Here is a 21,215-nt window from a genome sequence, read left to right as displayed (position 1 = left end):
GGTGAATCATACTGGAGTAATCCCTTGGGAAAAACATACGATCAACTGATCAATACTTCGGTAAAATCGAAGAGTTGACCAATCCTGCCACTGGAGGGGGATATATGAATTACAAGCAACTCAGCTATTTTTGGGCCGTCGCTAAGGCAGGCAGCTTGGTGAAAGCGAGCGAGCAACTAGGTGTAACCTCTCAAACACTGAGTGGGCAAATCTCCTTGCTTGAGGCAGATTTAAATGTCACCTTATTCAAACGCGTTGGACGTGGACTTGAGCTTACCGATGCTGGTCGCCTTGCCTTGCCATATGCTGAACGCATCTTTGAAATTGGAAACATGCTGGAAGAAACGCTGCAACATCAACCGAAGAAGCGCCCGAGAGTATTTACGGTTGGCATTGCAGAGTTCGTCCCAAAATCCATCGCCTATCATCTACTATCCGCAGCGATGGAGCTTGAAGACCCAATTCGCATTGTGTGTCGTGAAGACAATTTTGAGGCACTACTTTCTCAGCTTGCCATCCATAAGCTAGATATCGTCCTAGCAGACCGCCCCATGCCAAGCGAGGTAAACATCACTGGCATTAGCCATAAACTAGGAGAAAGTGGCACAGCTTTCTTTGCCACAAAAGAATTAGCCATGAAATATCCTGGCCAGTTTCCTGAACGACTTCATCGTGCGCCTATGCTCATTATGGGTGAGGACAGCCTATTACAAAGGCAAATCATGCGCTGGCTTAATGAACAGCACATTACCCCCAACATTGTCGGAGAATTTGACGATAGCGCGCTCATGAAGGCATTTGGTATTGCAGGTACAGGTTTTTTCACGGTTTCATCCGCCATAGCAGATGAAATTGAACAAGAATATGACGTCATTAAAATCGCCGAAACCAACGAATTCACCCAGCACTTCTATGCTATTTCCGTGCCAAAACGAGCTCCTCATCCCGCAGTCATCGCAGTTAATGAGTCAGCAGACCGACTTTTTCTTTTTAACTAAAACGTATAGAAAGAATCAAGGGATGACAAAACAATTGTCACCCCTTGATTTTATGGTGGGCCTCCCCGGAGTCGAACCGGGCACCAACGGATTATGAGTAAATGCATCACCCGACCTTTAGGCTCCATCGTTATTCAAAATCATGATGCTAGCAATCAAAAATCACCATGACACATCTTTAAATTTCTTTGTGGTTGACACTTTGTTGCATTGCTATTCCTTTACTTCTTTGGGCTATAGCGAAGCATTACCGGAATGTGCCGTATCCGATATTCCAATCCAGAGACTTCGTGGATTTTATTTGAGATAAAAGCGAGCTCTGGTCTTCTAGAACAATCTGTGAAATTAATACGGCTATCATGTCCTCCAAGTTTTCTTTGCCAAGCATTCATCATTCTCTTCGTATTTCTACCATAATAATAAATCAGCATTCCCCCTTGATTTTTATTTACATCTCCTGAGGAATATCGAGTAGTTAACTGTTGATATCCATCAAGTAATTTGGTGTAACTGTTGTAAATTTTTGCCTCGCCAAGCCAAACAAAACTTCGGTGAATTATTTTTATATCTACATGCCCTCTGGTATAAGTATCATGCGTTGCATTATATCCAAGCTGGGAAAGAGGGTTAATTAAGTGATGTGTTAACGTATCCTCATCATTACTATTTTTTTGATAATAAGAAGCGCCGTCTTCCATTCGCTCAATTGCACTGTCTAATTGTTCATACAGTACACTTACCCATTGTTCATAAGTAGTTGCCAAAAAGAGATTAATTTGATTCATTGCCATAGGATTATTTAAAACCGTCATTAAATCCTGTAGGCTTGGATTATTTGTCATTGATTAATTCTTTCACCCTTACCAAACCATTCCCAGGCAGAAAATAAATAAATATATAAGCATCAGCTTGATATATCGCATCACCACTTTCTGGATGAATTAAAAATCCATCCAGTCTCGCCTGTTGAACATCTTCAACATCTAGATCGTAAGAATTATTATCCTCATCAATGAATTCAAAACACTCTTTAAGAAAATCTATATATCCTGCCATATAGGAGGACACTATCACCAAATCATTAGCATCTAATGATTCATTAGTAATTTTGAATAAATTGGCAAATGAAATATGTTTTAGGTTCTCAATAGGTGTATCTATTAAAAAATGAAACAGATCAAGACATGCTCCTTCCAGGGGAGACCCATTAAAGTCTCTCCTAATCCTGGTTTCAATCTCTAATACGGGGTTATTCACTTTTTTGATGAATCTTCATCTAAATATTGCTTAATTTTTGAAATAATCCAACCATAATGAGCTTGGGTGATACATCCTTTCAGAATAGCCTCATAGGTTCCTTGACTATTATTTGCCAAAGTTCGAATAGATCCCGGAAGTAATAACTCTGGCTCACTTGCCGATCCTGCAACAGTCCAAGTTTTTCCTAATGAAAATAAAGAAACTCCTGTGCTTGCCTCCATACCACCCTTATGGAAATTCTCATCTCTAACATCCATAGTTTTTCTACGCATTTTCTCTTCAACAATACCACCAGTGGTTCCAGTATCATGTCCAATCTCAACTATTCTTCCATCTTCTTCGCTATATAGTTTCTGCAAAAGCCCAGAGTAACTAATAATTTTCAACTCATTATCATCTAACTTTAATAAGTGTTTCATATAGCCGTAAAACTCACCGATAAGGTTACCTATAAACATTCGGTGGTCGTCCAGTCCTATTTTATCAATTAAATCTGCCCCAAACTCTACATACCCATCGCTAGATATTCTAATAGTATCAAATCCTTGAGTTTCAACATGCCTTAATGCAACTAATGAATCGTATGAACCAAATGCTTTCTTAACTGAATCAGTTAATGCATCAATTTCAAATGTTTCTCTCTCAAAGTAGTGTCTCTTGGCGCAAAAAATTAAAAGTAAGGAATCAGTTTCTTTCTTAATGTGAACAAGAGTGGGCAATATACTGCATTGCTTTAGAGTAGTTATATCAATTGGATATGGGAATGTTTTCTTAAACTCAGAATCTTGAATTTTCAATCCTTCAAGAGACGTCATTATCTGTGGAATATATTTAGGATTAATTTTTCCTATCCTGAGAACCTTATTACCATACCAAATGCTATTTAAGTAAATTACTTTTACTTTTTCAGCTATAGCTAATATTTCTTCTGGCTTTTTATAGGATTCGAGTATTTTTTTATACGTTTTATCCCATCCTATACTAATTACAATGTTTTGGTCTTTCAATGCAGCTCGCATTGATGTCCAACTCATATGGCTTCTAGCAATTTCAAAGACTTCAGCAAGAACAACTTCATGATTACTCATTCAACTTCTCCCCAGCTCGTTAAAATTCTTTTATTGTTTATTAAAAAATATCGAATATCATTTAACCATTAAATAATTGAAAGTATTAAGAAATTACCCAAATAAAAATAATTCTAGGAATTCGTATCTAGCATTATTAACTATCCGTACCTTCTGTATAGATAATTCAATTGATTCAATGCTTCGCGCCGAGTACCACCATCATGACTATTCAGTAAGCGGCGTAACCCTGCACGCTCATTCTCATCGTCGTAACTTAGCTCTCTGACTTTTCTATTTTTGAGAATATTGATTTCTGTTCTAGCTGCGCTCATTTTTTCCGGGCTGGCCGTAATAGATTGCAAATCCATTTCCAGTTCTTTGATTCTTTTCCACACATCTGTCTCGGACATATATCGAACATCACTAACACGCAATACATCCACGTCGCCACGCACGGTCATAGCGCGCATTTGATTGGCTTTGTTTCTTAGTGCACTTGAATCAATGACATTTTCTTCAACACTGACTATCTGGGTAGTTGCGCCAGTACTGCATGCTGATTCGCTATACATGGTGCTACCGTCTGGATGCTTACACTTGAATACGGTGGGTTTGTTGGGATACGGTACATAAGCAGGTTCTGGTTTGGGCTGATATGCCTGCTGCTCGGTATGTCTTGGTTGTGGAGGATGATTCCAGGCATTACTTGGCTGCTCTGCCTGAGTGACTGGGGATGGCTCTTGCGCGGTTGGCCTGTTGGTTTTGTGCTGATAGAGCACATACAAGCCACCTGATACGACTATCGAGGCAAGGATAAAAGCGATTAGGCCATGTGGCGTTTCCCTGCGAGGCCTTCTTTTAAGAAACTCTATCTCGTTATTATTCATTCACTGTCTCTTGCTCTGTAGAGAATCTTTTATAGATGGCTTCGGCAGATGGCATTTGCTCGGCGTGCCATCTCACTAAGGCAATTCCAGCCGCTTTTAAGCTTTCTTCTTTCTTGATATCTAGCTTCTGCCTAGCCTTATTCGCGTGTGATCTATCGTCCAGCTCAACGGCTGCAACAATGGTGAAGTCTTTTAGGCAAACTAAATAATCAACGCTTTGTTGGGCGATTCGGTTATGCAGAGCATATGAGTTACCTAATCGCACATACCATGCTGCGTTTTTGAGTTTGATGAAACTGCTTAACTGCACCTGGGGAAGAATGATGCATTGAGGCAATGCTTTGACTAGGCGATAGTAAAAGACTGCTTCTGAGGCTGTTAGTGGCTTGCGCTGCTCATAGGGGAGATCGGCAGCTAGGGTTTTGTGGGATGCTAGGGATTGCGTTTGCGCGGGTTGGCTTTGTGGTGCTTCTGCTGGTTCAGGCTTGTTGAACTGCACCACCTTGCGAGATTTTGGTCGCCAGCGCTTCTTAGGGCGAAATGACTTAACAAGCAGTTGAAGTGCAAGAAATATGAGCAATAAGGGCAAGAACCCCGAAATAATGCCACTGACATTCATCACTAAAGTCCCTCCCAAAAAGTTTAGTGATACTGCACGTTAGTTAAATTTGCTTCCTATAACTTTCCCTACGAACCCACCTAGAGCTCCAGCGATACCTGCACATATCATTTGGATATAGTCGAAGCTACCGTCAATTTTTGGAGTGAATATATAAGGCACTGCTGATTGAAAAGCGACGATAGCAGTTATCACGCCAACCCATGAGCCCATACTCTCAGTGGGAGATGATTTCTTTTGTGCTTCTTTTGATACGTCAGTTTGAGTAGATGACTGCTCCTTGGATTCATCTTCAAGAGATGCGGAACAGATCAGGCAGCGTGTACGTCCTAATGAATTATCTTCACCACAGTTTTTGCAAAGCATATTCCCTCCCCAGGCACTTACCTAAACCATCTTTGTTTTACTTCTCGAGCGATTAACTCGCCTTTTTCTGATCTTCCAATTCCCGGGCCAAAGCTTCTACCTCGGGGTTTCTCTGTTTCACATTAGTGTTATCTGTCAGCAAATAAGCTGCGTACTCTGGCCAGTGTCCGGCAATGATCTCTAACACTCCGGCTTTTGGCTCGTGCCTATCTTGCTCAATCCCAATAAGCGTGCCTTTAGGAATGCCTGTTAAATCGGCGAACTCCTGCCTGCCCATGTCGAGGCTTTCACGGATTGCTCTTATTTTTTTACCAGCAGCACTTGACATGTGTGCGTGAATATCCTTACAGTGTGACTTAACGTATACGTGAATACACATATAGACATCCAATGACATGCAAAGGGGCCTAACGCGATTATGGACAGTCCAGTAGATACAAGTCAAATGCCATCCGTGCCAGTGATGTCACGCAAGAAGTTTGCAGAGATTGTGGGCGTGACAGAAGACACCGTCACGGGCTGGATTAATCGCGGTTATTTGCCTGTGGTTGAGATCGGAAAATACCGCCTTGTAAACCTAGCGCTACTGAATAAACACGCGCTAGATCAAGAGTTCTCGCTATGAAGCAAGCCCTGAAAACCCGAAGCCGGACTCAGGCCTATCAGGGGCTACTTCAATGATTTTCCAATCATCCAATAACCAATGGCTCGCCACGATGAACGCCTCAGCATATGACGTCAGTCTGTCTGCATCCTCAATGGAATCGACGAGTTTAAGGCCTGTGCCTTTTGGGCCATCTGTGGCGACAAATTTGTTTTCGATCATTAATACAAACGAAGCGTACATAACTAAATCCTTTCCGGGGGGGATGGAAATTCCAAAGAGATTGGCTCGGATAGTTGATGGACACGCGATTAGACGGGAACAAGAAGTTACTCCTGAGTGCTATGAGTCAATAGCTGGAAAACTTATCACCATACTCGCATTCTCCTACAAATGGAAATTTCATTTCAAATTCAATAATTTACTGGAGCTCATCCATTAATGGCTTCCATCAAGAAACGTCCCATTCTCCACGCTGATGCACATGTGCTTGCACGTGCACGCCTGACACCTGATGACTTCAAGAAGATTAATGCAGGACTAAAAGAGAGTGTGAATGCCATGGATGCGGCCATCGCGGCTGCGTTCCCGGCGGGCGTAGCCGACGGCGGCGCAGCCGTGTTGGCCTCCCCCCTAGGTAATACGGGGGGAAAGTCTATAAATCTCGTTCTTGAGGGTGGGAAGATCAAGGAAGTGTTACCCCGGAAACACTATTCCTCGAAGGTGTGTTTTATCGACTGGCTGAATTTCACGGTGCATGAAGACACATTCCAGGTGCTTGAGGGTGCTGTAACGGATCAGGAAGTGATTATGTCCGTTTCCATGGTGTGTGAATCCCTGTTTGGATTCGGCATTACCTCCAAGCGGGACAAGGGAGCCAATTTCTACCATACGTCCTATGTCCTGGGCGAAAACTATGGCCTCGTTTGCTACGGTGGGCAACGTAATAGCGTGCTGATTTCGTTATCTGGTGAAGGCTGCGCTGCTGCTCGGGGTGCGTGGGAAAGACGTACCTTCGATTTCCTGAAATCTGCTATCAACCCAAAGATCACGCGTATTGACCTGACTTACGACGATGTAGCGGGAAAGCTCTTTACGCCTGAATCCCTGGTTGAACATTACGACAATGGAGGCTTCAACTGTGGCGGGCGTAATCCTGATATCGAGCAACGCGGCAACTGGAAGCGTCCTAATGGTAAGGGGCGATCCGTCTACATTGGCAACCGCTCGAATGGGAAGTTTTTCCGAGGCTATGAAAAGGGCAAACAGCTTGGTGATGCAGATTCGCCGTGGATGCGGCTTGAAGTCGAATTCAAGTCAGTTGACCGAGTTATACCGTTTGACGTCCTTAAATTCCCACACGAGTACTTTGCAGCGGCTTATCCCGTATTCGCCAGTTTCTCTGACACTGCGGAACGAATCCTGACTGTAAAAAAAACCGTCGAAATCTCCTATGAGCGCACCAAGAAATGGCTAAAACGCCAGTGTGGTGCCGCTATCAACCTGATGCTTAACGTCGAGGGGACGGCTGAACGTGTCCTTGAGTTAATCAAACGAGAGGGCAAGCTCCCCAAGGGCGTACTCCCTCCATCTTTCCGGCATGTTGACTCCAGTATGCATCACTCCCCGCTGGACCATATGCCCCTTGTCATGTCTGTTATCTGTGAAGGGATTTAATCATGCAATTCAAAACTAAAGCTACTGTCCTGGGTGCTCGTTTCTTCAACGATGTAGTTGAAGGCACCAAGCACGATTTCACCAAAATCCATATCGTGATGCCTGTTTCCACCTCGGCAGGCTCTGAGGTTGGTTTCAACGCGCAAACCGTCACCTTTGGCACCTCTGTCAATTTCGAGAAATTGAAGCAGCTGCCCTACCCCGTCGAAGCTGAACTCGATCTGGAAATGACCACCAAGGGCATTGTCTGCCAGGGCTTCAAGCTGGTCGGCAAATCCGAACTTAAGACTGCGGCCTAACCATCATGACCGATTTCCGCCGCTTCTACATTATTCAGTGCCGTAGCACTGGTGCTTTTCTCACCGAGGAATTGGGCTACACCAACCTCGCGGAGAAAGCTGGGCGACTTTATTGCCCGCATGAAGCGGTGGATACGGCCCGCCTGAACCTGGACGACGACTATGCAGTGTTTTCTGCCTGGGAACTCGTCCCTGAAACAGAACAGGAGGTTATTTCATGACTCGCCTCATCACTAACTTGTTATGGCTGGCAATCGGCCTATGCCTGGGCGGCATGCTCGTTGTGGGGTTCGCATGATTCTATTTTCTGAGTGGCAACTCTTACTAGGCGTTTTTCTGTTGGGGTTTGTGGTGAGCGGGATTGTGCATGTCGCCTTATTTACCCGCCTGGTTCGCAAGATCATTGACCTGGAACTCAAGGCCAGAAATGCAATGCCTCATTGATTACGGTTCCGGCCAATACCAGGTCATGGAACCCCAACCAAGCGACTACACCACTTGCACAGCGCTCGTGGTGAGTCCTACCGAATTGCAGAACGGTGTGATGCATCTCACCGCTGCTGAAGGAGTTCAGATCAGCCTATCCATTGGGCTGCTTTGGGCAATAGCGGCCGCATTCCGTGCGGTCATTCATATGTTGAAAGAAGGAGAATCAAATGAAACCAATTAACCAAGCACGTAAGTATGGCACTCGTCTGATCAAGGGTGCGATTGTCGCTTCACCTCTGGCCTTGGCTTCTCAAGGTGCGAGTGCTGCTATCGACGTGTCAGAAATCACCACCTTGTTTGCTGATGCCGTGACTGCGGTGGCTGCGGTTGGTGTCGCCATGCTGTTGGTATGGGGTACCAAGAAGGCTTACAACAGCATTCGCGGTAACTAAACCAATGTAACCCATCGGCCATGAGCGTAAAGCCCTCATGGCCTTTTTTATTACGAGGGATCACATGGAAGGCTGGATCGTCATGTTAGGCATACTGGGGGCGCTGTGGATACTGTTCAACGCTTGATATTGGTTGTGCTGCTCTTGCTGCTAGCGCCGATGGTGCATGCCGATACTGTGAACGCCAATAAAACCTACGCAACAAGTTCGGGATCATATTCTCGTGATACTCCTGAGTTGTCATGTGCTGCTGCTGTTGGAACGTCGGGCTGGATATATACTGGCATTCAGCAAACTGTTTTTTATCCGCAACGTCCAGTCTATAACTGCCTTGGTACATCTAACGGTTTCCCCGGTAACTATCATAGTGTTAGTGAGAATTACAATTGCACTGGTATTGGCGGCACCATGGCATACAAGGATGGCTTATCCTCTCCTGCGCTGTTTCCGATGACCTGCATCAACGTCACGCCATGCCCTACAGGGCAAGTGAGGCAAGCTGATGGCTCTTGTAAAACACCTACGGTATGCACACCCGGCTGCAATGGCGTCTGCGGTACTGAACAACCCTTAACCGCACGCGGTACCCTGTCCTGCTTCAATGGCTGCTACTACAGCCTGGGTGATGCCTGGGGCTTGGTCGTCAGTAATGACAACAATGGCAAGCCTGTTAAAACCTGGTGGACGGACGTCGAAGACAATACCGGGGTTCCCTGTGATGCCCCCGAAGACGAACAGCCTGACGGTGCTGAGGATGCACCAGAAAAACAAGACCTGCCTGATCCATGCCCGGAATGCGACTGTGCCAAGAAAGGCATGACCTGGGGCAGCTATACCACCAACGGCACTACCACCGTCATGTGTCTCAAGCCAGGCACACCAGGTGGCAAACCCGTCGATATAGCACCCAAGCCTACCGTCAAGACAGAAACCCCGGCGCCTACGCCTGAGAATCCCAATCCTGAACCGACGACGACCATCACTCCTAGTCCAGTGATTACCATCACCCCAGGCAGCGGGGCAGGATCACAACCTACCGTGACGGAAACCACTACCAACCCGGACGGCAGCACCACCAGTACCAGCGAACCGCAGGAAGCCTACTGTCAAAAAAATCCCAATGCCAAAGTCTGCAAGGATGCAGATAAAGAAGAAGGTAAAGGCACTTGGGGCGGTGGTTGTGGTTCCTGGGAATGTGAAGGTGATGCGGCTAACTGCGCCATGGCGCGCAAGATTCACCAGGATCGTTGTGATGACGTCGAGGGCATGCAGCAATTCGAGAATGCAGCTACACAAGGCCAGCGCTTGCTACATGGTGAGAATGACGAAGACGTCACGGCTTACCTGAATCGTGAGGGCGATGGTAATCGCACGGTTAATGTCGGCTCCCTGGTGTCGGATGCTGGCCCTTACTCCTTCGGGGCTTCGTGTATCTCGGATGTGCAGTTCTCCATTGGTGGCCATTCGGTTTCGGTGCCGTTCAGCAAGATCTGTCCTTATCTTGAAATGATCGGCTATTTCCTGTTGGCAGCGGCCTATCTCGCTGCCCTTCGTATCGTGGGGTTAATCTGATATGCCTGCTCTCCTTGGTATTGCTTCCTGGATCGTTGCTGCGCTGATTGGCGGCTTTGGTCAATCCATCATGCACGGCCTGGTCAAGCTGCTCATTGCGCTGGGCTTTGGCTTCATCACTTACCAGGGCGTGGATGTGTTGATCAATTACCTCATGCAGCATGCCTATACCAGCTTTAGCGCTGTCTCCCCGGAAATGATGGGCATGCTGGGGACACTCAAGATTGATAAGGCGCTCAACGTGCTGGCGAGTGCCTATAGCGCTCGCCTGGTGATCCAGGGTGTCACCAGTGGCCTCATGACCAAGTTCGGGATCACCAAATGATTACACTGATTACTGGCCTGCCAGGTTCAGGTAAAAGCCTGTTCACGCTCAAGACCATCAAGGATATGGCCGATCAGGAAATGCGGCCTGTGTTCTATCACGGTATTCCTGAACTCACCCTCGACTGGCAAAAGATGGAGAAAGGCGAGGATTGGACGGAGTGTCCCCAGGGCGCGATCATCGTCATTGATGAATGCCAAACCACATTCCGGCCACGTGCCAATGGCGCTGCGGTGCCTAAGTACGTCAGCCAACTGGAAGTACACCGGCATTCTGGTCATGACTTGTTCCTGATCACGCAACACCCGATGCTGCTTGACGGCAACGTGCGCAGGCTCGTTGGCCGTCACTTCCATGTCGTGCGCTTCTATGGTTTCCAGAAGTCGACTATCCATGAGTTTCAATCCGTCCGTGAGAACGTCAAGAGCCTGAAAGGCTCTATCGAGAAACACTTCGTCTATCCGAAGGAGGTATTTGGCTGGTACAAGTCGGCGGATCTGCATACCGTGAAGAAGCGTATCCCGGCGCGCCTGGTACTGGTGGTCTTGATGCCGATTCTGTTCATTGGCGTGGCCTGGTATGCAATGAAGACCATCAACGGCTTTACCGATCACCACACGCCGGAGAATCTGGAAGAACAGACGGAGAAAGTTGTTAACCCAACAGGCCAGCCGTATGCACCAGCCAGGCAATACGTCAAAGAGGAACCAACGTGGCTAGAGGCACGGCAGGAACGTGTGCCAGGCTTGCCGTATACCGCGCCCGTCTATGACAAGCTCACAGAACCCATCACCGTGCCGGTGCCCGCTGCTTGCGTCGATTTCCGGGGGCAGTGCAAGTGCTATAGCCAACAAGGCACCCCCGTCGCCACCCCGGAATACTTGTGCAAGCAGATCATCCAGGGTGGCATGTTCGTGGACTTCAACCCGGGGCAGTCGGCCAATGATCTGAGCCAGCAGGCAGAGCGGGAAAGGCTTCTTGCTGACAGACAGCGCCAGGAGGAGCTTGCACGGCGTGACTTAGAGCGTGCTGCGTCCGAAGCCCGTCAGGGTGAGACGGTAGCACCCGCGTCGGTAGACGTTCGTCAGCCACAAGCTGACGAAGTGCGTAGCCCGTCGAAGATAGCACGCGAACGCACTGCCGCTTCGCAGTGGGCGTTTAACCCGAATCAAAGCAATTGATCCATGACCATTAAGAAAACTGATTCCGGCTGGCTGGTCGACATCCAGCCAGGTGGCCGGGGCGCGAAGCGCTTCCGCAAGACGCTCAAAACCAAAGCTGAAGCTTTGGCCTGGGAAGCCTGGGTGAAAACCCAGGTGATTCAGACGCCAGCATGGCAACCACAAAAGCGAGATAATCGCCGCCTCACAGATCTAATCGAGCTCTGGTACAAACACCACGGCAATCAACTAAGATCAGGCAAAGATACCTATCAGCGCTTGCTATCTATGGCACAAGCCATGCACAACCCTACCGCTGATACCTTCAATGCAATTATGTTTGCAACCTACCGCACCAAGCGCATAGAAAATGGCGTCACCGCCAACAACATGAACCGGGAACATGCTTACCTGCGTGCCGTATTCAACGAATTGCGCCGCGTAGGCGAATGGACCAAAGAGAACCCTTTGCGAGATCTCCGGCAATTCAAGCTTGAAGAGCGTGAGTTGTCTTACCTCAATCACGAGCAAATCAAGATCCTTCTGGGCGCACTCCAGCCCAGGCAGAGCAACACCTATCTAGTCGCAAAGATCTGTCTCAGTACTGGTGCACGCTGGAGCGAAGCTGAACAACTGCGGACCAGTCAGATCAAAAACAACCAGATCCACTTCACTAAAACCAAGTCAGGTAAAAACCGCACCATACCGATCACGCAAGATCTTGCCGATGAAATAGCAAACCGCTCTTTCAAAGGCTTCGGGATGCGTCTATTCAAGGATTGTTATGAAGACTTCCGGCGCTGCATTGCATCCCTGGACATTGATCTACCACAAGGCCAGCTCACCCACGTCCTACGCCATACCTTTGCCAGTCACTTCATGATGAACGGCGGCAACATCCTCACCCTGCAACGCATCCTTGGTCATAGCTCAATCACCATGACCATGAAGTATGCGCACCTCGCACCAGAACACCTGCAAGAAGCAAAAACCTTCAACCCTCTAGCAATGTTGACGTAGTGTTGACACCAGAAACAGAAAAGGGGTTACGAATTAACGTAACCCCTTGATTCTTTGGTGGGCCTCCCCGGAGTCGAACCGGGCACCAACGGATTATGAGTTCTAAAAGATAGGTTTTAAACAGTTTTAGGATTTTTGATATTGTTTTATATATTACTGTTTATAAACATATTATTGTTTTAAATTACAAAAAACCCTCTTCCATAGTTTTAAATATTTAGGCTACTATACGGCTACTAATTTTTTAAGTGGTCGTCATGGCATACAAACTCACCAAGTCGATAGTCGATGCCCTACCCTACCCTGACACGGGCCAAATGCTCTGCCGAGACTCCGAACTAAAAGGCTTCGGCCTCAGAATCGGCTCTGGCAGCAAAGTCTATTTTGCCGAAAGCAAAGTCAACAATAAAACGGTACGCGTCACTATAGGCCATCATGGTGTATTCACTGCCGAGCAAGCCAGGCAAGAAGCTAAAAGCATCCTTGGCATGATTGCCCGTGGCATAAATCCCAATGACATTAAGAAGACCGAAAAAGCCAAGAGCGTCACCCTACAGCAGGTTTTTCAGTCATACCTCAAAGCCAGAAACGAATTAAAGCCCCGTACCATCTACGATTACACCCGCTTCATGAACACCTACTTTGCTGAATGGCAGAACAAGCCCATCTATGAAATCAGCAAAGACATGATTGAACGGAAACATCGGGACATAGGCTCAAGAAGCCCCGCCCAGGCAAACCTATCCATGCGATTCATTCGGGCAATTTTCAATTTTGCCAGTGGGCAATATGAAGACTCAGAAGGCAATCCCATCATCCAGGAAAACCCGACAAAGCGACTATCTCAAACCAGATCATGGTATCGCGTGGAACGTAGGCAGACTGTCATCAAGCCCAATGAGCTACCCGCTTTCGTCAATAGCGTGATCAATCTGCCGGAATACTCCCAAAGTGTAAATAGCACATGCGTTCGTGATTATTTGCTGTTGCTACTTTTCACCGGATTAAGACGCGAAGAAGCATTGGGCCTGGAATGGCAATACGTCAATCTAAAAGAAATGACACTTACCATTCCTGACACAAAAAATAGACGTCCCCACACCCTGCCATTAAGCGACCATCTTTATCAGATGCTTAAAAAAAGGCATGCCAACAACTTCACACATAGCGCTTATGTTTTCCCTAGCACTGGCATTAAGGGCTATATGAATGACCCACGCCCCCAAATGCGTAAAGTGATAGAGCATTCCGGCGTGACATTCACCCCGCACGACTTACGCCGGACATTCATTACCATTGCGGAAAGCCTGGACATTTCCGCCTATGCTCTCAAGCGTCTAATCAATCACAAAATGTCTGGAGACGTCACAGCAGGTTACATCATTGATAACCCTGAGCGATTGAGAGAACCAATGCAGCGCATTACAGATTACATTCTCAAACAATCGAATATAACTCAGGCGTCTTGAATATAACCAAATATAACCTATAATAGGTAATACAATCATGAGCTACACCCTATACATCAAACGCCAAGCAGAAAAGAAACTGAAAAGCCTTGGACGTCCAGACAGATTCAGGATTGTTGAAAAAATCGAGCAACTGGCAAACAACCCCGACAATCCAGAGCTAGACACCAAAAAATTAGAAGGTGAGCCGTACTACAGACTTAGGGTTGGAGACTGGCGCATTATTTATGACCGCCAAGATGATGTAAAAATTATTGCGATTGAAAAACTCAAACCGCGTGGAGATGCTTACAAATGACCTTACAGACAATCAAATCTCTTGATGGCAAAGACGAATACGTCCTGCTGCCCATTGCTGTCTATGAAGCCCTTAAAGACAAAATCGAAGACCAGCTCATAGCTAAAGAAGCGCCCATTGATGACGATGATGAATATGTACCCTTCATCCTGGAGGACTATATAGACAACCCTGTCGCGCTCGCACGCATTAAAGCAGGTGTCACACAACAAGAACTTGCTGCAAGACTAACAGTCACCCAAGCCTACATCAGCAAGGTTGAACGCCAGGACAAGGTATCTCCAAAATTACTTGAGCGAATCAATACCGCATTAGGCAAATGAAAAATACGGTTCCACTAAAAGGCATTGAGTACGAGAGCATCTGGAATGTTGCTCATAAATGGGTAGGCATTGACCCCGAGTCAGCAACCTTAGAAACACTAGACGACAAAGTCAAAATCCGCATTCATCAACTTGCGCGTGGAGCAATGCTAACTCACTTATCATTAAGGCGAGCGGACAACTACTTAGTGATGATCACCAAAAAAACGCTCCTCAACATGATCCTTGATTGGGGAGTTTTTTGGCGACTACGCAACACCTATTTTAAAGATCACATAGACCCTGACTTTCTCAAGCTGTTCTACATTTCAAGAACAGAACTGCTCAAATGGTGTCAGGAACAATTTCTGGCTCTACCCGAATTCTGGCTCGAAGATAACTCAATATCACAAGTCCCCGAAGCCTGGAAAGACAAACCAGCATCACAAAGAGAAAAAGACATTGCCGCTTGCCGTGCATTAGCCCAGGCATTCTGGAAAATTGACCCCCACATCCACCCCGTCCACATGGCTGAGAGCAAAGCTTTCCGCCAGATTGCATTCGGGCATAACAAACCATACCCAACCAATGAAACAGTAAAAGGTTATTTTAGCGGCCTTGATCCATTAAAGAATGAACGTGGAACAGGTAGACCCAAGAATATGACATACCTCATAGACTTGGAAACTGGGGAAATCAATAAAAACCATCCCGGAGTTTTGACCGAAAACATCAATTTTCCAGAGTTGGAGAAAATCTAAAACCCTTGCTACGCCTAGCTCAAAACTAGGTGGGTGAAATTTCCGACTTTTAAAACTCGGAATCAACCAAAACCCTTTTTTATTTCCCGCTCAAGCTCGGCATGCTGTCTCCACCAATTTCAAAAAGCTGGAGACAACATCATGATCGAGCAACTTCTCACCACCAAACAAGCTGCCCCTATCCTGGGTGTCAGCATTGCATTCCTTGAACGTGACCGCTGGGCAGGCGCACGCGTTCCGTTTATCAAGATCGGTAGCCGTGCAGTTCGCTATCGCTTAAGCGACCTCATGCAATACATAGAATCCTGCAAGCGCCAATCGACCAGCCAATAAAGGGCGAATCATGCAGACTACAAATATCCGGGACTTTTCCGCCCCTGGTGCAGTACAAGCCGAATATGTACTGCAATCTATTCACCCCCATGAACAAGGCCACCCAGATAGACAATGGCGTGAAGGTATTTTTAGACGCTTGCCCAGACGCTTTGCTTACCAAGCCGCCAGGGAATACGAAGAAAAGTACATATTTGAATCCAGACGAGAAGCCAACCTCTATTTATTGGCAGAACAAGAGCGGCTACAACAAAATCCTATCCCACTCACCGCCAGCGATTACGAATTAGAGCAGCTCGCTAAAAAGCATGCCCAGGAAATGCGCCAAATTGCCATGATTATTCCAGATGAAGTGCAAGCCGTCGTTCGGCTATGGAAGCTAGCTCAACAATATGGCGTAAGGCCACCCAACCTTTACACCCCCAACATCAGCCCCAGGGGCATATTACGGCGCCTATGGGATGAACTATGGTGGCACAGACAATTAAGGCGCGCCCATGCAAAGGCATTAGAAACTGAGGCCATCCGCTGGGGAAACGTACACAAACATGCAGGCCTCTATATCAGTGACGAATCTTTCCACCGCTACCAGGAACAACAAAAACGTAACCAACGCATATTGAGCCACCTGATTGCAGAGAATGAAGACATGCAGTTTTTCATGCTGGAGAACTTGATTGCACGTGGGATGGCCAATCCGAAAAACCGCCGTAATGAACTCATGTGCCGCATTCACGGTTTTGAAACCATCGCCAATGAACTAGGCCATGTTGGGGAGTTTCTAACGATTACCTGCCCTTCCAGGATGCACGCCAGACAATCCAAATCCAACCGCCCCAACGCAAAATTTGATGGAACGACACCAAAACAAGCTCAACGCTACTTATCACAGGTATGGGCACGCATACGCTCCAAACTAAAAAGAGACAACATCGAGGTCTATGGCTTTCGTGTTGCTGAACCGCATCAAGACGGGACACCACACTGGCATATTCTTCTTTTTGCAGACCAGCGGCATATCAAACCTATTCGGCAAATCTTTCAGCACTACGCCCTAGAAACTGACGGCGATGAAGAAGGCGCAAAACAACACCGCTTCACTCACAAGTCAATCGACAAAAGCAAAGGCAGTGCGATTGGTTACATAGCCAAATATATCTCAAAGAATATAGATGGTCATGCCATCGACCAGGATGAAGACGGATTAGATGCCAAACAATCCGCCCAACGTGTCACCGCCTGGGCTTCCACCTGGGGCATTAGGCAATTTCAACAATTCGGTGGCGTACCTGTCACCATTTGGCGCGAACTCAGAAAGAACAAGCAACAACCCCCAGAAGGGATTATCACGCAAGCCTTTGAAGCTGCCGATACTGGCAAATGGGCAGAGTTTCTCAAAACACTAGGTGGGGCAGCACCACTCAGAAAAGACCTGCCAATCCAACTAGACAAGCATGACTCAGAAGAGCTGGGGAAATATGGCGACCCCATCGGAAAGCAGATCATCGGCGTCATCGCCAACACTACGCGACTGAAAACGCGCATTCATCAATGGAGTATGACAACAATGAAGAAACTACAGAAGAGATTTGAAGCGGCAGTACATGCTACAGCAACCCCATATGCAAGCGAGCCGCTCGGGGGCGGCGCGGATGCGCGAAACCTCGCGCACCGCACCGACCTCAGCGGCGAAGCCGCCTTGGAGTTCTGTTAATAACTGTACGCACTCCCGGCTTATTGATCAGTAGTTGTAAATTCATGTGATACTAACAAGAATAATTTATCATATATTTCGTTTTTACTATTTTAATGGCCGGGGAATAATTATGAGTGAGCAATCCTTTCATGATCCAGTTCGACATTTACAATACCTAAGACAATCACTATCTCAAGATAATGAGTCAATTGGATTTTTCATATCTGCAGGATGTCCATTATCTGTAAAAATGCCAGCAGGTGAATGGCCTTTGATACCCGACGTTAAAAAGCTTACGTTACATATAAGTGAAAAATTGGCATCTGATGAATCGTTTACTAAACTCCTTAGCGTTCTTAAAGTAGCTGATAAAAATTGTGAAAATATAGAAGAAATTCTAAGCTATCTTAGGTTGATGCACTCTGTATCCAAAGGTGGTGATGTCCGAGGTATGAATGAAAAAGAATTAGAAAATCTAGAAAAACAGATCTGCAAAATCATTGTTGATAAAATTAATGTAGCTCTACCAGATGAAGAAACTCCGTATCATAGACTGTGCAATTGGATTAGATCAATTGATAGAAAAACTGCCATTGAAATATTTACAACAAATTATGATTTATTGCTAGAGCAATCTTTAGAAGATAATGAAGTGCCATATTTCGATGGTTTTGTTGGATCACGTAGGTCATTCTTCGATTTAAGAGCTTTAGAAGATAACCTAATTCCTTCTCACTGGACAAGACTTTGGAAAATTCATGGATCAATCAGCTGGTACCAAGAACAAAATAATAGCCAGAATAAAGTTTATAGATCGTCTGAAATAAAATCAGATGCTTCTCATCTTATTTATCCATCCCATTTAAAATATGATGAAAGCCGTAAAATGCCATACTTGGCATTAATCGACCAACTAAATAGATTTTTAAGAAAAAAATCATCAGTTTTGATTTTCTGTGGATACTCTTTCAACGATGGTCATTTAAATGACACGATAATGAATGCCCTTAAATCGAACCCAACTGCGATGGCATTAGGTTTGATGTTTGGTGATTATTATGATGAGAATGGAAAAGAATCCTACTCAGAAGCTTATAAACTCGCAAAAAAACAACACAACCTAAATATTTGGACTAATGATCATGCAATTATTGGTACAAATTTTGGGACTTGGAAAAAGTTAAAAAATAACGAAGACTCAGATACATATAATGACTTTATCAAATTTTTTGATTCAGATATTGAGGGTAGCGAGCATAAAAAGAAAGTTTTAAAGATGCCACTTGGAGATTTTAACAACTTTACCCAATACCTTAAAAAGATAATAGGAACCACCAAGGATATTTCAAATGACTAGTAATGAAACATATCTTGGTGATGTTCATGATGTTAACGGGACAACTGTCAGCATAGTAATTTCAAGTCGCTCTGTAACTGGCTTTATATATATTAATGGTCAAGGTTATCGTGCGGGACAGATAGGTGGATTCGTAAGAATACCAATTGGCTTATACGATCTTTACGGAATTATTTGCCAAGTTGGGGCAAGCGCCATCCCTGCAAGTATGATTGGTTCTGAGATGGCTGGTAATAGATGGATGACAGTGCAGCTTTTAGGTGAGTCTCAACGTGATGGTAATTTCCAAAGAGGATTATCTCAATACCCAACAATCGGAGATAAAGTTCATCTCGTTTCTGAGAAGGAATTGAATAGTATTTACGGTAGACCTGATAAACCCTACTTTGTTAAAGTTGGTCATGTTTCCAATGCTGATTCAATTCCTGCATTAGTAGATGTGAATAAATTAATTACTCGACATAGTGCTGTTGTTGGAACAACTGGCTCAGGGAAATCTACTACTGTCGCAAGTCTAATTAATGCATTATCAGATAATGAAAGATATCCATCTTCAAGAATAATAATGCTTGATCTTCATGGCGAATACGGTCATGCATTCAAAAATAAAGCAAATATATATAAAATCAATCCAGACTCAGCAAGTTCAAACATTGAAACGGAACTTAACATACCTTACTGGGCTTTAAATTTCGATGAGCTTTGTGAAATTTGTTTTGGGGATTTTAATAATGAAAAAGATAAAAATATAGTAATGGAAAGGATACATAAAGAAAAAGCTAAGTCTTTAAAAAACCATCCTAAAGCTGGAGTTGATTTAGACACTCTAAGTGTTGATACTCCCATACCATTTAACATTCATAATTTATGGTATGAACTCTACATTGAAACCTTCGGGACCTATTACAGCAAAAATCCCGGCAAACCGCTTAATAACTTAGCTTTCGAAATTGATGAGAACGGCAATGAACTCATTGGAAATGCTCAGCTAGGTATTCCACCAATTTTCAAGAATATAAAAAATGATCAAGGCGATGCTGAAAAAATCAACCATCTTCCAGGCAATACAGCTCTTAATATTGGTAAGCAAATAACTCTTTTAGGTACGAAGTTAAGAATTCCAAGATATAGTTTTTTATTTAGACCTGCTGATTGGATTGCAGATGAAGATGGTAAAACGCATAACGATTTAGACTCTTTAATAGAGGGTTGGATTGGTACCCAAAAAAATATCTCAGTATTAGATCTTTCAGGCGTTCCTTCAGATATTCTTCAAACTGTAATTGGTGCATTATTACGCATCCTCTATGAAGCATTATTCTGGGCAAGAAACTTATCTCAAGGTGGTAAATATCGCCCCTTACTAATAGTTATGGAAGAAGCTCACATATATTTAAACGACGATTTTAAAGGACTTGCCTCAAAGGTTGTTCAGAGAATTGTTAAAGAGGGTAGAAAATACGGCATCGGCGCCATGATAGTTAGTCAACGCCCTTCTGAAATTAATCCTACCATTCTCTCGCAGTGCGGGACCTTCTTTGCATTACGTCTTGCGAACTCATCGGATAGATCACAGGTAACTTCGACACTATCAGATAACCTTGAAGGCTTAACAAATATGCTCCCAATACTGAAGACTGGTGAAGCGATCATATTGGGTGAAGCTGTTAAACTGCCAATGCGTACTTTAATTGACCCACCACCTAAGAATGCTCGACCTGATAGTCAAGACCCCGTGGTTTACGACGAAGTTCCAATTGAGATATCCCAGCAGCCTGGGGGATGGGGAATTAAAATGGAAGCTAATCCTAACTATTCTGAATTAATTGAAGCATGGCGCGCGCAGAACCCAAGAATCAAGAAACTAAGTAACAAATAAAGAAGGGAATTCATATGGACAGAACACCTGTAGCCTCATCCAATATCGGGTCTATTGGCTACGACCCAGAGTCATCCACTTTAGAAATCGAATTTCTAAATGGCTCTATCTATCAATATTTTGATGTAAATGAAAATGTTTACACTGACTTAATTTCTGCTGGATCAGTTGGTCAGTACTTTTCAGCAAACATTAGAGGTATATATAGATTCTCTAGAATCTAAAAACTCTAGTTTTCAATGGCTACTATAGGGCTACTAAAATAAAAAGGGGTTACGATTATCTCGCAACCCCTTGATTTTATGGTGGGCCTCCCCGGAGTCGAACCGGGCACCAACGGATTATGAGTCCGCTGCTCTAACCATGCATGAGCTAGAGGCCC

General features: G+C 45.1%; 28 protein-coding genes and 1 tRNA gene. 20 read left to right on the top strand and 9 right to left on the bottom strand.

Annotated features, from left to right (window positions below):
• The first annotated feature begins 104 nt into the window (after window positions 1-104).
• Window positions 105-998 (top strand): transcriptional activator NhaR, encoded by an 894-nt coding sequence (nhaR, locus tag ACIKP9_RS12330; RefSeq protein ID WP_400883350.1) that lies wholly within the window; start codon window positions 105-107, stop codon window positions 996-998.
• Window positions 999-1,219: 221 nt separating this feature from the next.
• Here nhaR and ACIKP9_RS12325 read toward each other — a convergent pair whose 3' ends face one another.
• From ACIKP9_RS12325 to ACIKP9_RS12295, 7 genes are all read right to left on the bottom strand, one after another.
• Complete coding sequence (locus ACIKP9_RS12325) at window positions 1,220-1,840, bottom strand: hypothetical protein (RefSeq protein ID WP_400883347.1); 621 nt, start codon at window positions 1,838-1,840, stop codon at window positions 1,220-1,222.
• The gene (locus ACIKP9_RS12320) at window positions 1,830-2,255 is read right to left on the bottom strand and encodes a hypothetical protein (RefSeq protein ID WP_400883345.1); all 426 of its coding nucleotides are present in this window, start codon (window positions 2,253-2,255) and stop codon (window positions 1,830-1,832) included. Before ACIKP9_RS12320 ends, ACIKP9_RS12325 begins: the two co-directional genes overlap by 11 nt.
• Window positions 2,252-3,346 (bottom strand): hypothetical protein, encoded by a 1,095-nt coding sequence (locus ACIKP9_RS12315; protein WP_400883342.1) that lies wholly within the window; start codon window positions 3,344-3,346, stop codon window positions 2,252-2,254. Before ACIKP9_RS12315 ends, ACIKP9_RS12320 begins: the two co-directional genes overlap by 4 nt.
• A gap of 140 nt (window positions 3,347-3,486) precedes the next feature.
• Window positions 3,487-4,215 (bottom strand): hypothetical protein, encoded by a 729-nt coding sequence (locus ACIKP9_RS12310; RefSeq protein WP_400883339.1) that lies wholly within the window; start codon window positions 4,213-4,215, stop codon window positions 3,487-3,489.
• A complete protein-coding gene (locus ACIKP9_RS12305; RefSeq protein WP_400883336.1) occupies window positions 4,208-4,834 on the bottom strand; it encodes a DUF2726 domain-containing protein in 627 nt (208 codons plus the stop codon). The genes ACIKP9_RS12310 and ACIKP9_RS12305 overlap by 8 nt, the downstream gene beginning before the upstream one ends.
• Window positions 4,835-4,873: 39 nt before the next feature.
• Window positions 4,874-5,200, bottom strand: a complete 327-nt coding sequence (locus ACIKP9_RS12300; protein WP_400883333.1) for a hypothetical protein — start codon at window positions 5,198-5,200, stop codon at window positions 4,874-4,876.
• 52 nt (window positions 5,201-5,252) lie between these two features.
• On the bottom strand, window positions 5,253-5,528 hold the full coding sequence (locus tag ACIKP9_RS12295; RefSeq protein WP_400883331.1) for a helix-turn-helix domain-containing protein: 276 nt from the start codon (window positions 5,526-5,528) through the stop codon (window positions 5,253-5,255).
• Window positions 5,529-5,645: 117 nt separating this feature from the next.
• Between ACIKP9_RS12295 and ACIKP9_RS12290 the strand changes: the two genes are divergently transcribed.
• Entirely contained in the window at window positions 5,646-5,825 is a 180-nt protein-coding gene (locus tag ACIKP9_RS12290) for a MerR family transcriptional regulator (RefSeq protein WP_245835130.1), read from the top strand.
• On the opposite strand, the gene ACIKP9_RS12285 is transcribed toward ACIKP9_RS12290, so the two are convergent.
• On the bottom strand, window positions 5,820-6,047 hold the full coding sequence (locus ACIKP9_RS12285; protein ID WP_400883328.1) for a hypothetical protein: 228 nt from the start codon (window positions 6,045-6,047) through the stop codon (window positions 5,820-5,822). The genes ACIKP9_RS12290 and ACIKP9_RS12285 overlap by 6 nt on opposite strands.
• 198 nt (window positions 6,048-6,245) lie before the next feature.
• On the opposite strand from ACIKP9_RS12285, the gene ACIKP9_RS12280 reads away from it, so the two are divergent.
• The 18 genes from ACIKP9_RS12280 (at window position 6,246) to ACIKP9_RS12195 (ending at window position 21,057) form a co-directional block, all read left to right on the top strand.
• Window positions 6,246-7,481: a replication initiation factor domain-containing protein gene (locus tag ACIKP9_RS12280; protein ID WP_400883325.1), complete on the top strand. Its 1,236-nt coding sequence runs from the start codon at window positions 6,246-6,248 to the stop codon at window positions 7,479-7,481.
• A gap of 2 nt (window positions 7,482-7,483) precedes the next feature.
• Window positions 7,484-7,780, top strand: coding sequence for a hypothetical protein (locus ACIKP9_RS12275; protein ID WP_230349031.1), 297 nt, complete (start codon window positions 7,484-7,486; stop codon window positions 7,778-7,780).
• 5 nt (window positions 7,781-7,785) lie between these two features.
• On the top strand, window positions 7,786-8,001 hold the full coding sequence (locus ACIKP9_RS12270; protein ID WP_400883322.1) for a hypothetical protein: 216 nt from the start codon (window positions 7,786-7,788) through the stop codon (window positions 7,999-8,001).
• Window positions 8,002-8,147: 146 nt separating this feature from the next.
• Complete coding sequence (locus ACIKP9_RS12265; RefSeq protein ID WP_400883319.1) at window positions 8,148-8,450, top strand: hypothetical protein; 303 nt, start codon at window positions 8,148-8,150, stop codon at window positions 8,448-8,450.
• Window positions 8,437-8,661 (top strand): major capsid protein, encoded by a 225-nt coding sequence (locus ACIKP9_RS12260; protein ID WP_230349028.1) that lies wholly within the window; start codon window positions 8,437-8,439, stop codon window positions 8,659-8,661. The genes ACIKP9_RS12265 and ACIKP9_RS12260 overlap by 14 nt, the downstream gene beginning before the upstream one ends.
• Before the next feature lie 105 nt (window positions 8,662-8,766).
• A complete protein-coding gene (locus tag ACIKP9_RS12255; RefSeq protein ID WP_400883315.1) occupies window positions 8,767-10,233 on the top strand; it encodes a virulence factor TspB C-terminal domain-related protein in 1,467 nt (488 codons plus the stop codon).
• Between the two features lies 1 nt (window position 10,234).
• Entirely contained in the window at window positions 10,235-10,558 is a 324-nt protein-coding gene (locus ACIKP9_RS12250; protein ID WP_400883312.1) for a DUF2523 domain-containing protein, read from the top strand.
• On the top strand, window positions 10,555-11,739 hold the full coding sequence (locus tag ACIKP9_RS12245; RefSeq protein ID WP_400883309.1) for a zonular occludens toxin domain-containing protein: 1,185 nt from the start codon (window positions 10,555-10,557) through the stop codon (window positions 11,737-11,739). The genes ACIKP9_RS12250 and ACIKP9_RS12245 overlap by 4 nt, the downstream gene beginning before the upstream one ends.
• 3 nt (window positions 11,740-11,742) lie before the next feature.
• Window positions 11,743-12,738: a phage integrase gene (locus ACIKP9_RS12240; protein ID WP_400883306.1), complete on the top strand. Its 996-nt coding sequence runs from the start codon at window positions 11,743-11,745 to the stop codon at window positions 12,736-12,738.
• A gap of 257 nt (window positions 12,739-12,995) precedes the next feature.
• A complete protein-coding gene (locus tag ACIKP9_RS12235) occupies window positions 12,996-14,207 on the top strand; it encodes a tyrosine-type recombinase/integrase (RefSeq protein WP_400883304.1) in 1,212 nt (403 codons plus the stop codon).
• Between the two features lie 37 nt (window positions 14,208-14,244).
• Window positions 14,245-14,505 (top strand): type II toxin-antitoxin system RelE family toxin, encoded by a 261-nt coding sequence (locus ACIKP9_RS12230; RefSeq protein WP_400883301.1) that lies wholly within the window; start codon window positions 14,245-14,247, stop codon window positions 14,503-14,505.
• Window positions 14,502-14,828, top strand: a complete 327-nt coding sequence (locus tag ACIKP9_RS12225) for a helix-turn-helix domain-containing protein (protein WP_400883298.1) — start codon at window positions 14,502-14,504, stop codon at window positions 14,826-14,828. The genes ACIKP9_RS12230 and ACIKP9_RS12225 overlap by 4 nt, the downstream gene beginning before the upstream one ends.
• Window positions 14,825-15,568, top strand: coding sequence for a hypothetical protein (locus ACIKP9_RS12220; RefSeq protein ID WP_400883295.1), 744 nt, complete (start codon window positions 14,825-14,827; stop codon window positions 15,566-15,568). Before ACIKP9_RS12225 ends, ACIKP9_RS12220 begins: the two co-directional genes overlap by 4 nt.
• Before the next feature lie 141 nt (window positions 15,569-15,709).
• Window positions 15,710-15,901 carry a helix-turn-helix transcriptional regulator gene (locus tag ACIKP9_RS12215; protein ID WP_400883292.1) on the top strand — a complete coding sequence of 64 codons (192 nt, stop codon included), beginning with the start codon at window positions 15,710-15,712 and terminating at the stop codon, window positions 15,899-15,901.
• Between the two features lie 139 nt (window positions 15,902-16,040).
• Window positions 16,041-17,615 (top strand): replication endonuclease, encoded by a 1,575-nt coding sequence (locus ACIKP9_RS12210; protein WP_400883289.1) that lies wholly within the window; start codon window positions 16,041-16,043, stop codon window positions 17,613-17,615.
• Between the two features lie 112 nt (window positions 17,616-17,727).
• Window positions 17,728-18,954 (top strand): SIR2 family NAD-dependent protein deacylase, encoded by a 1,227-nt coding sequence (locus tag ACIKP9_RS12205; protein ID WP_400883286.1) that lies wholly within the window; start codon window positions 17,728-17,730, stop codon window positions 18,952-18,954.
• Window positions 18,947-20,833, top strand: coding sequence for an ATP-binding protein (locus ACIKP9_RS12200; RefSeq protein ID WP_400883283.1), 1,887 nt, complete (start codon window positions 18,947-18,949; stop codon window positions 20,831-20,833). The genes ACIKP9_RS12205 and ACIKP9_RS12200 overlap by 8 nt, the downstream gene beginning before the upstream one ends.
• A gap of 14 nt (window positions 20,834-20,847) precedes the next feature.
• Window positions 20,848-21,057 carry a KTSC domain-containing protein gene (locus ACIKP9_RS12195; protein WP_400883280.1) on the top strand — a complete coding sequence of 70 codons (210 nt, stop codon included), beginning with the start codon at window positions 20,848-20,850 and terminating at the stop codon, window positions 21,055-21,057.
• Window positions 21,058-21,136: 79 nt separating this feature from the next.
• Here the strand turns inward: ACIKP9_RS12195 and ACIKP9_RS12190 are convergent.
• Window positions 21,137-21,215 (bottom strand) — tRNA-Ile (locus ACIKP9_RS12190).

The organism is Methylobacillus methanolivorans (assembly GCF_044751345.1).
GTDB classification, from domain to species: Bacteria; Pseudomonadota; Gammaproteobacteria; order Burkholderiales; family Methylophilaceae; genus Methylobacillus; species Methylobacillus methanolivorans.
This window is presented reverse-complemented; position numbering and strand designations above follow the sequence as displayed.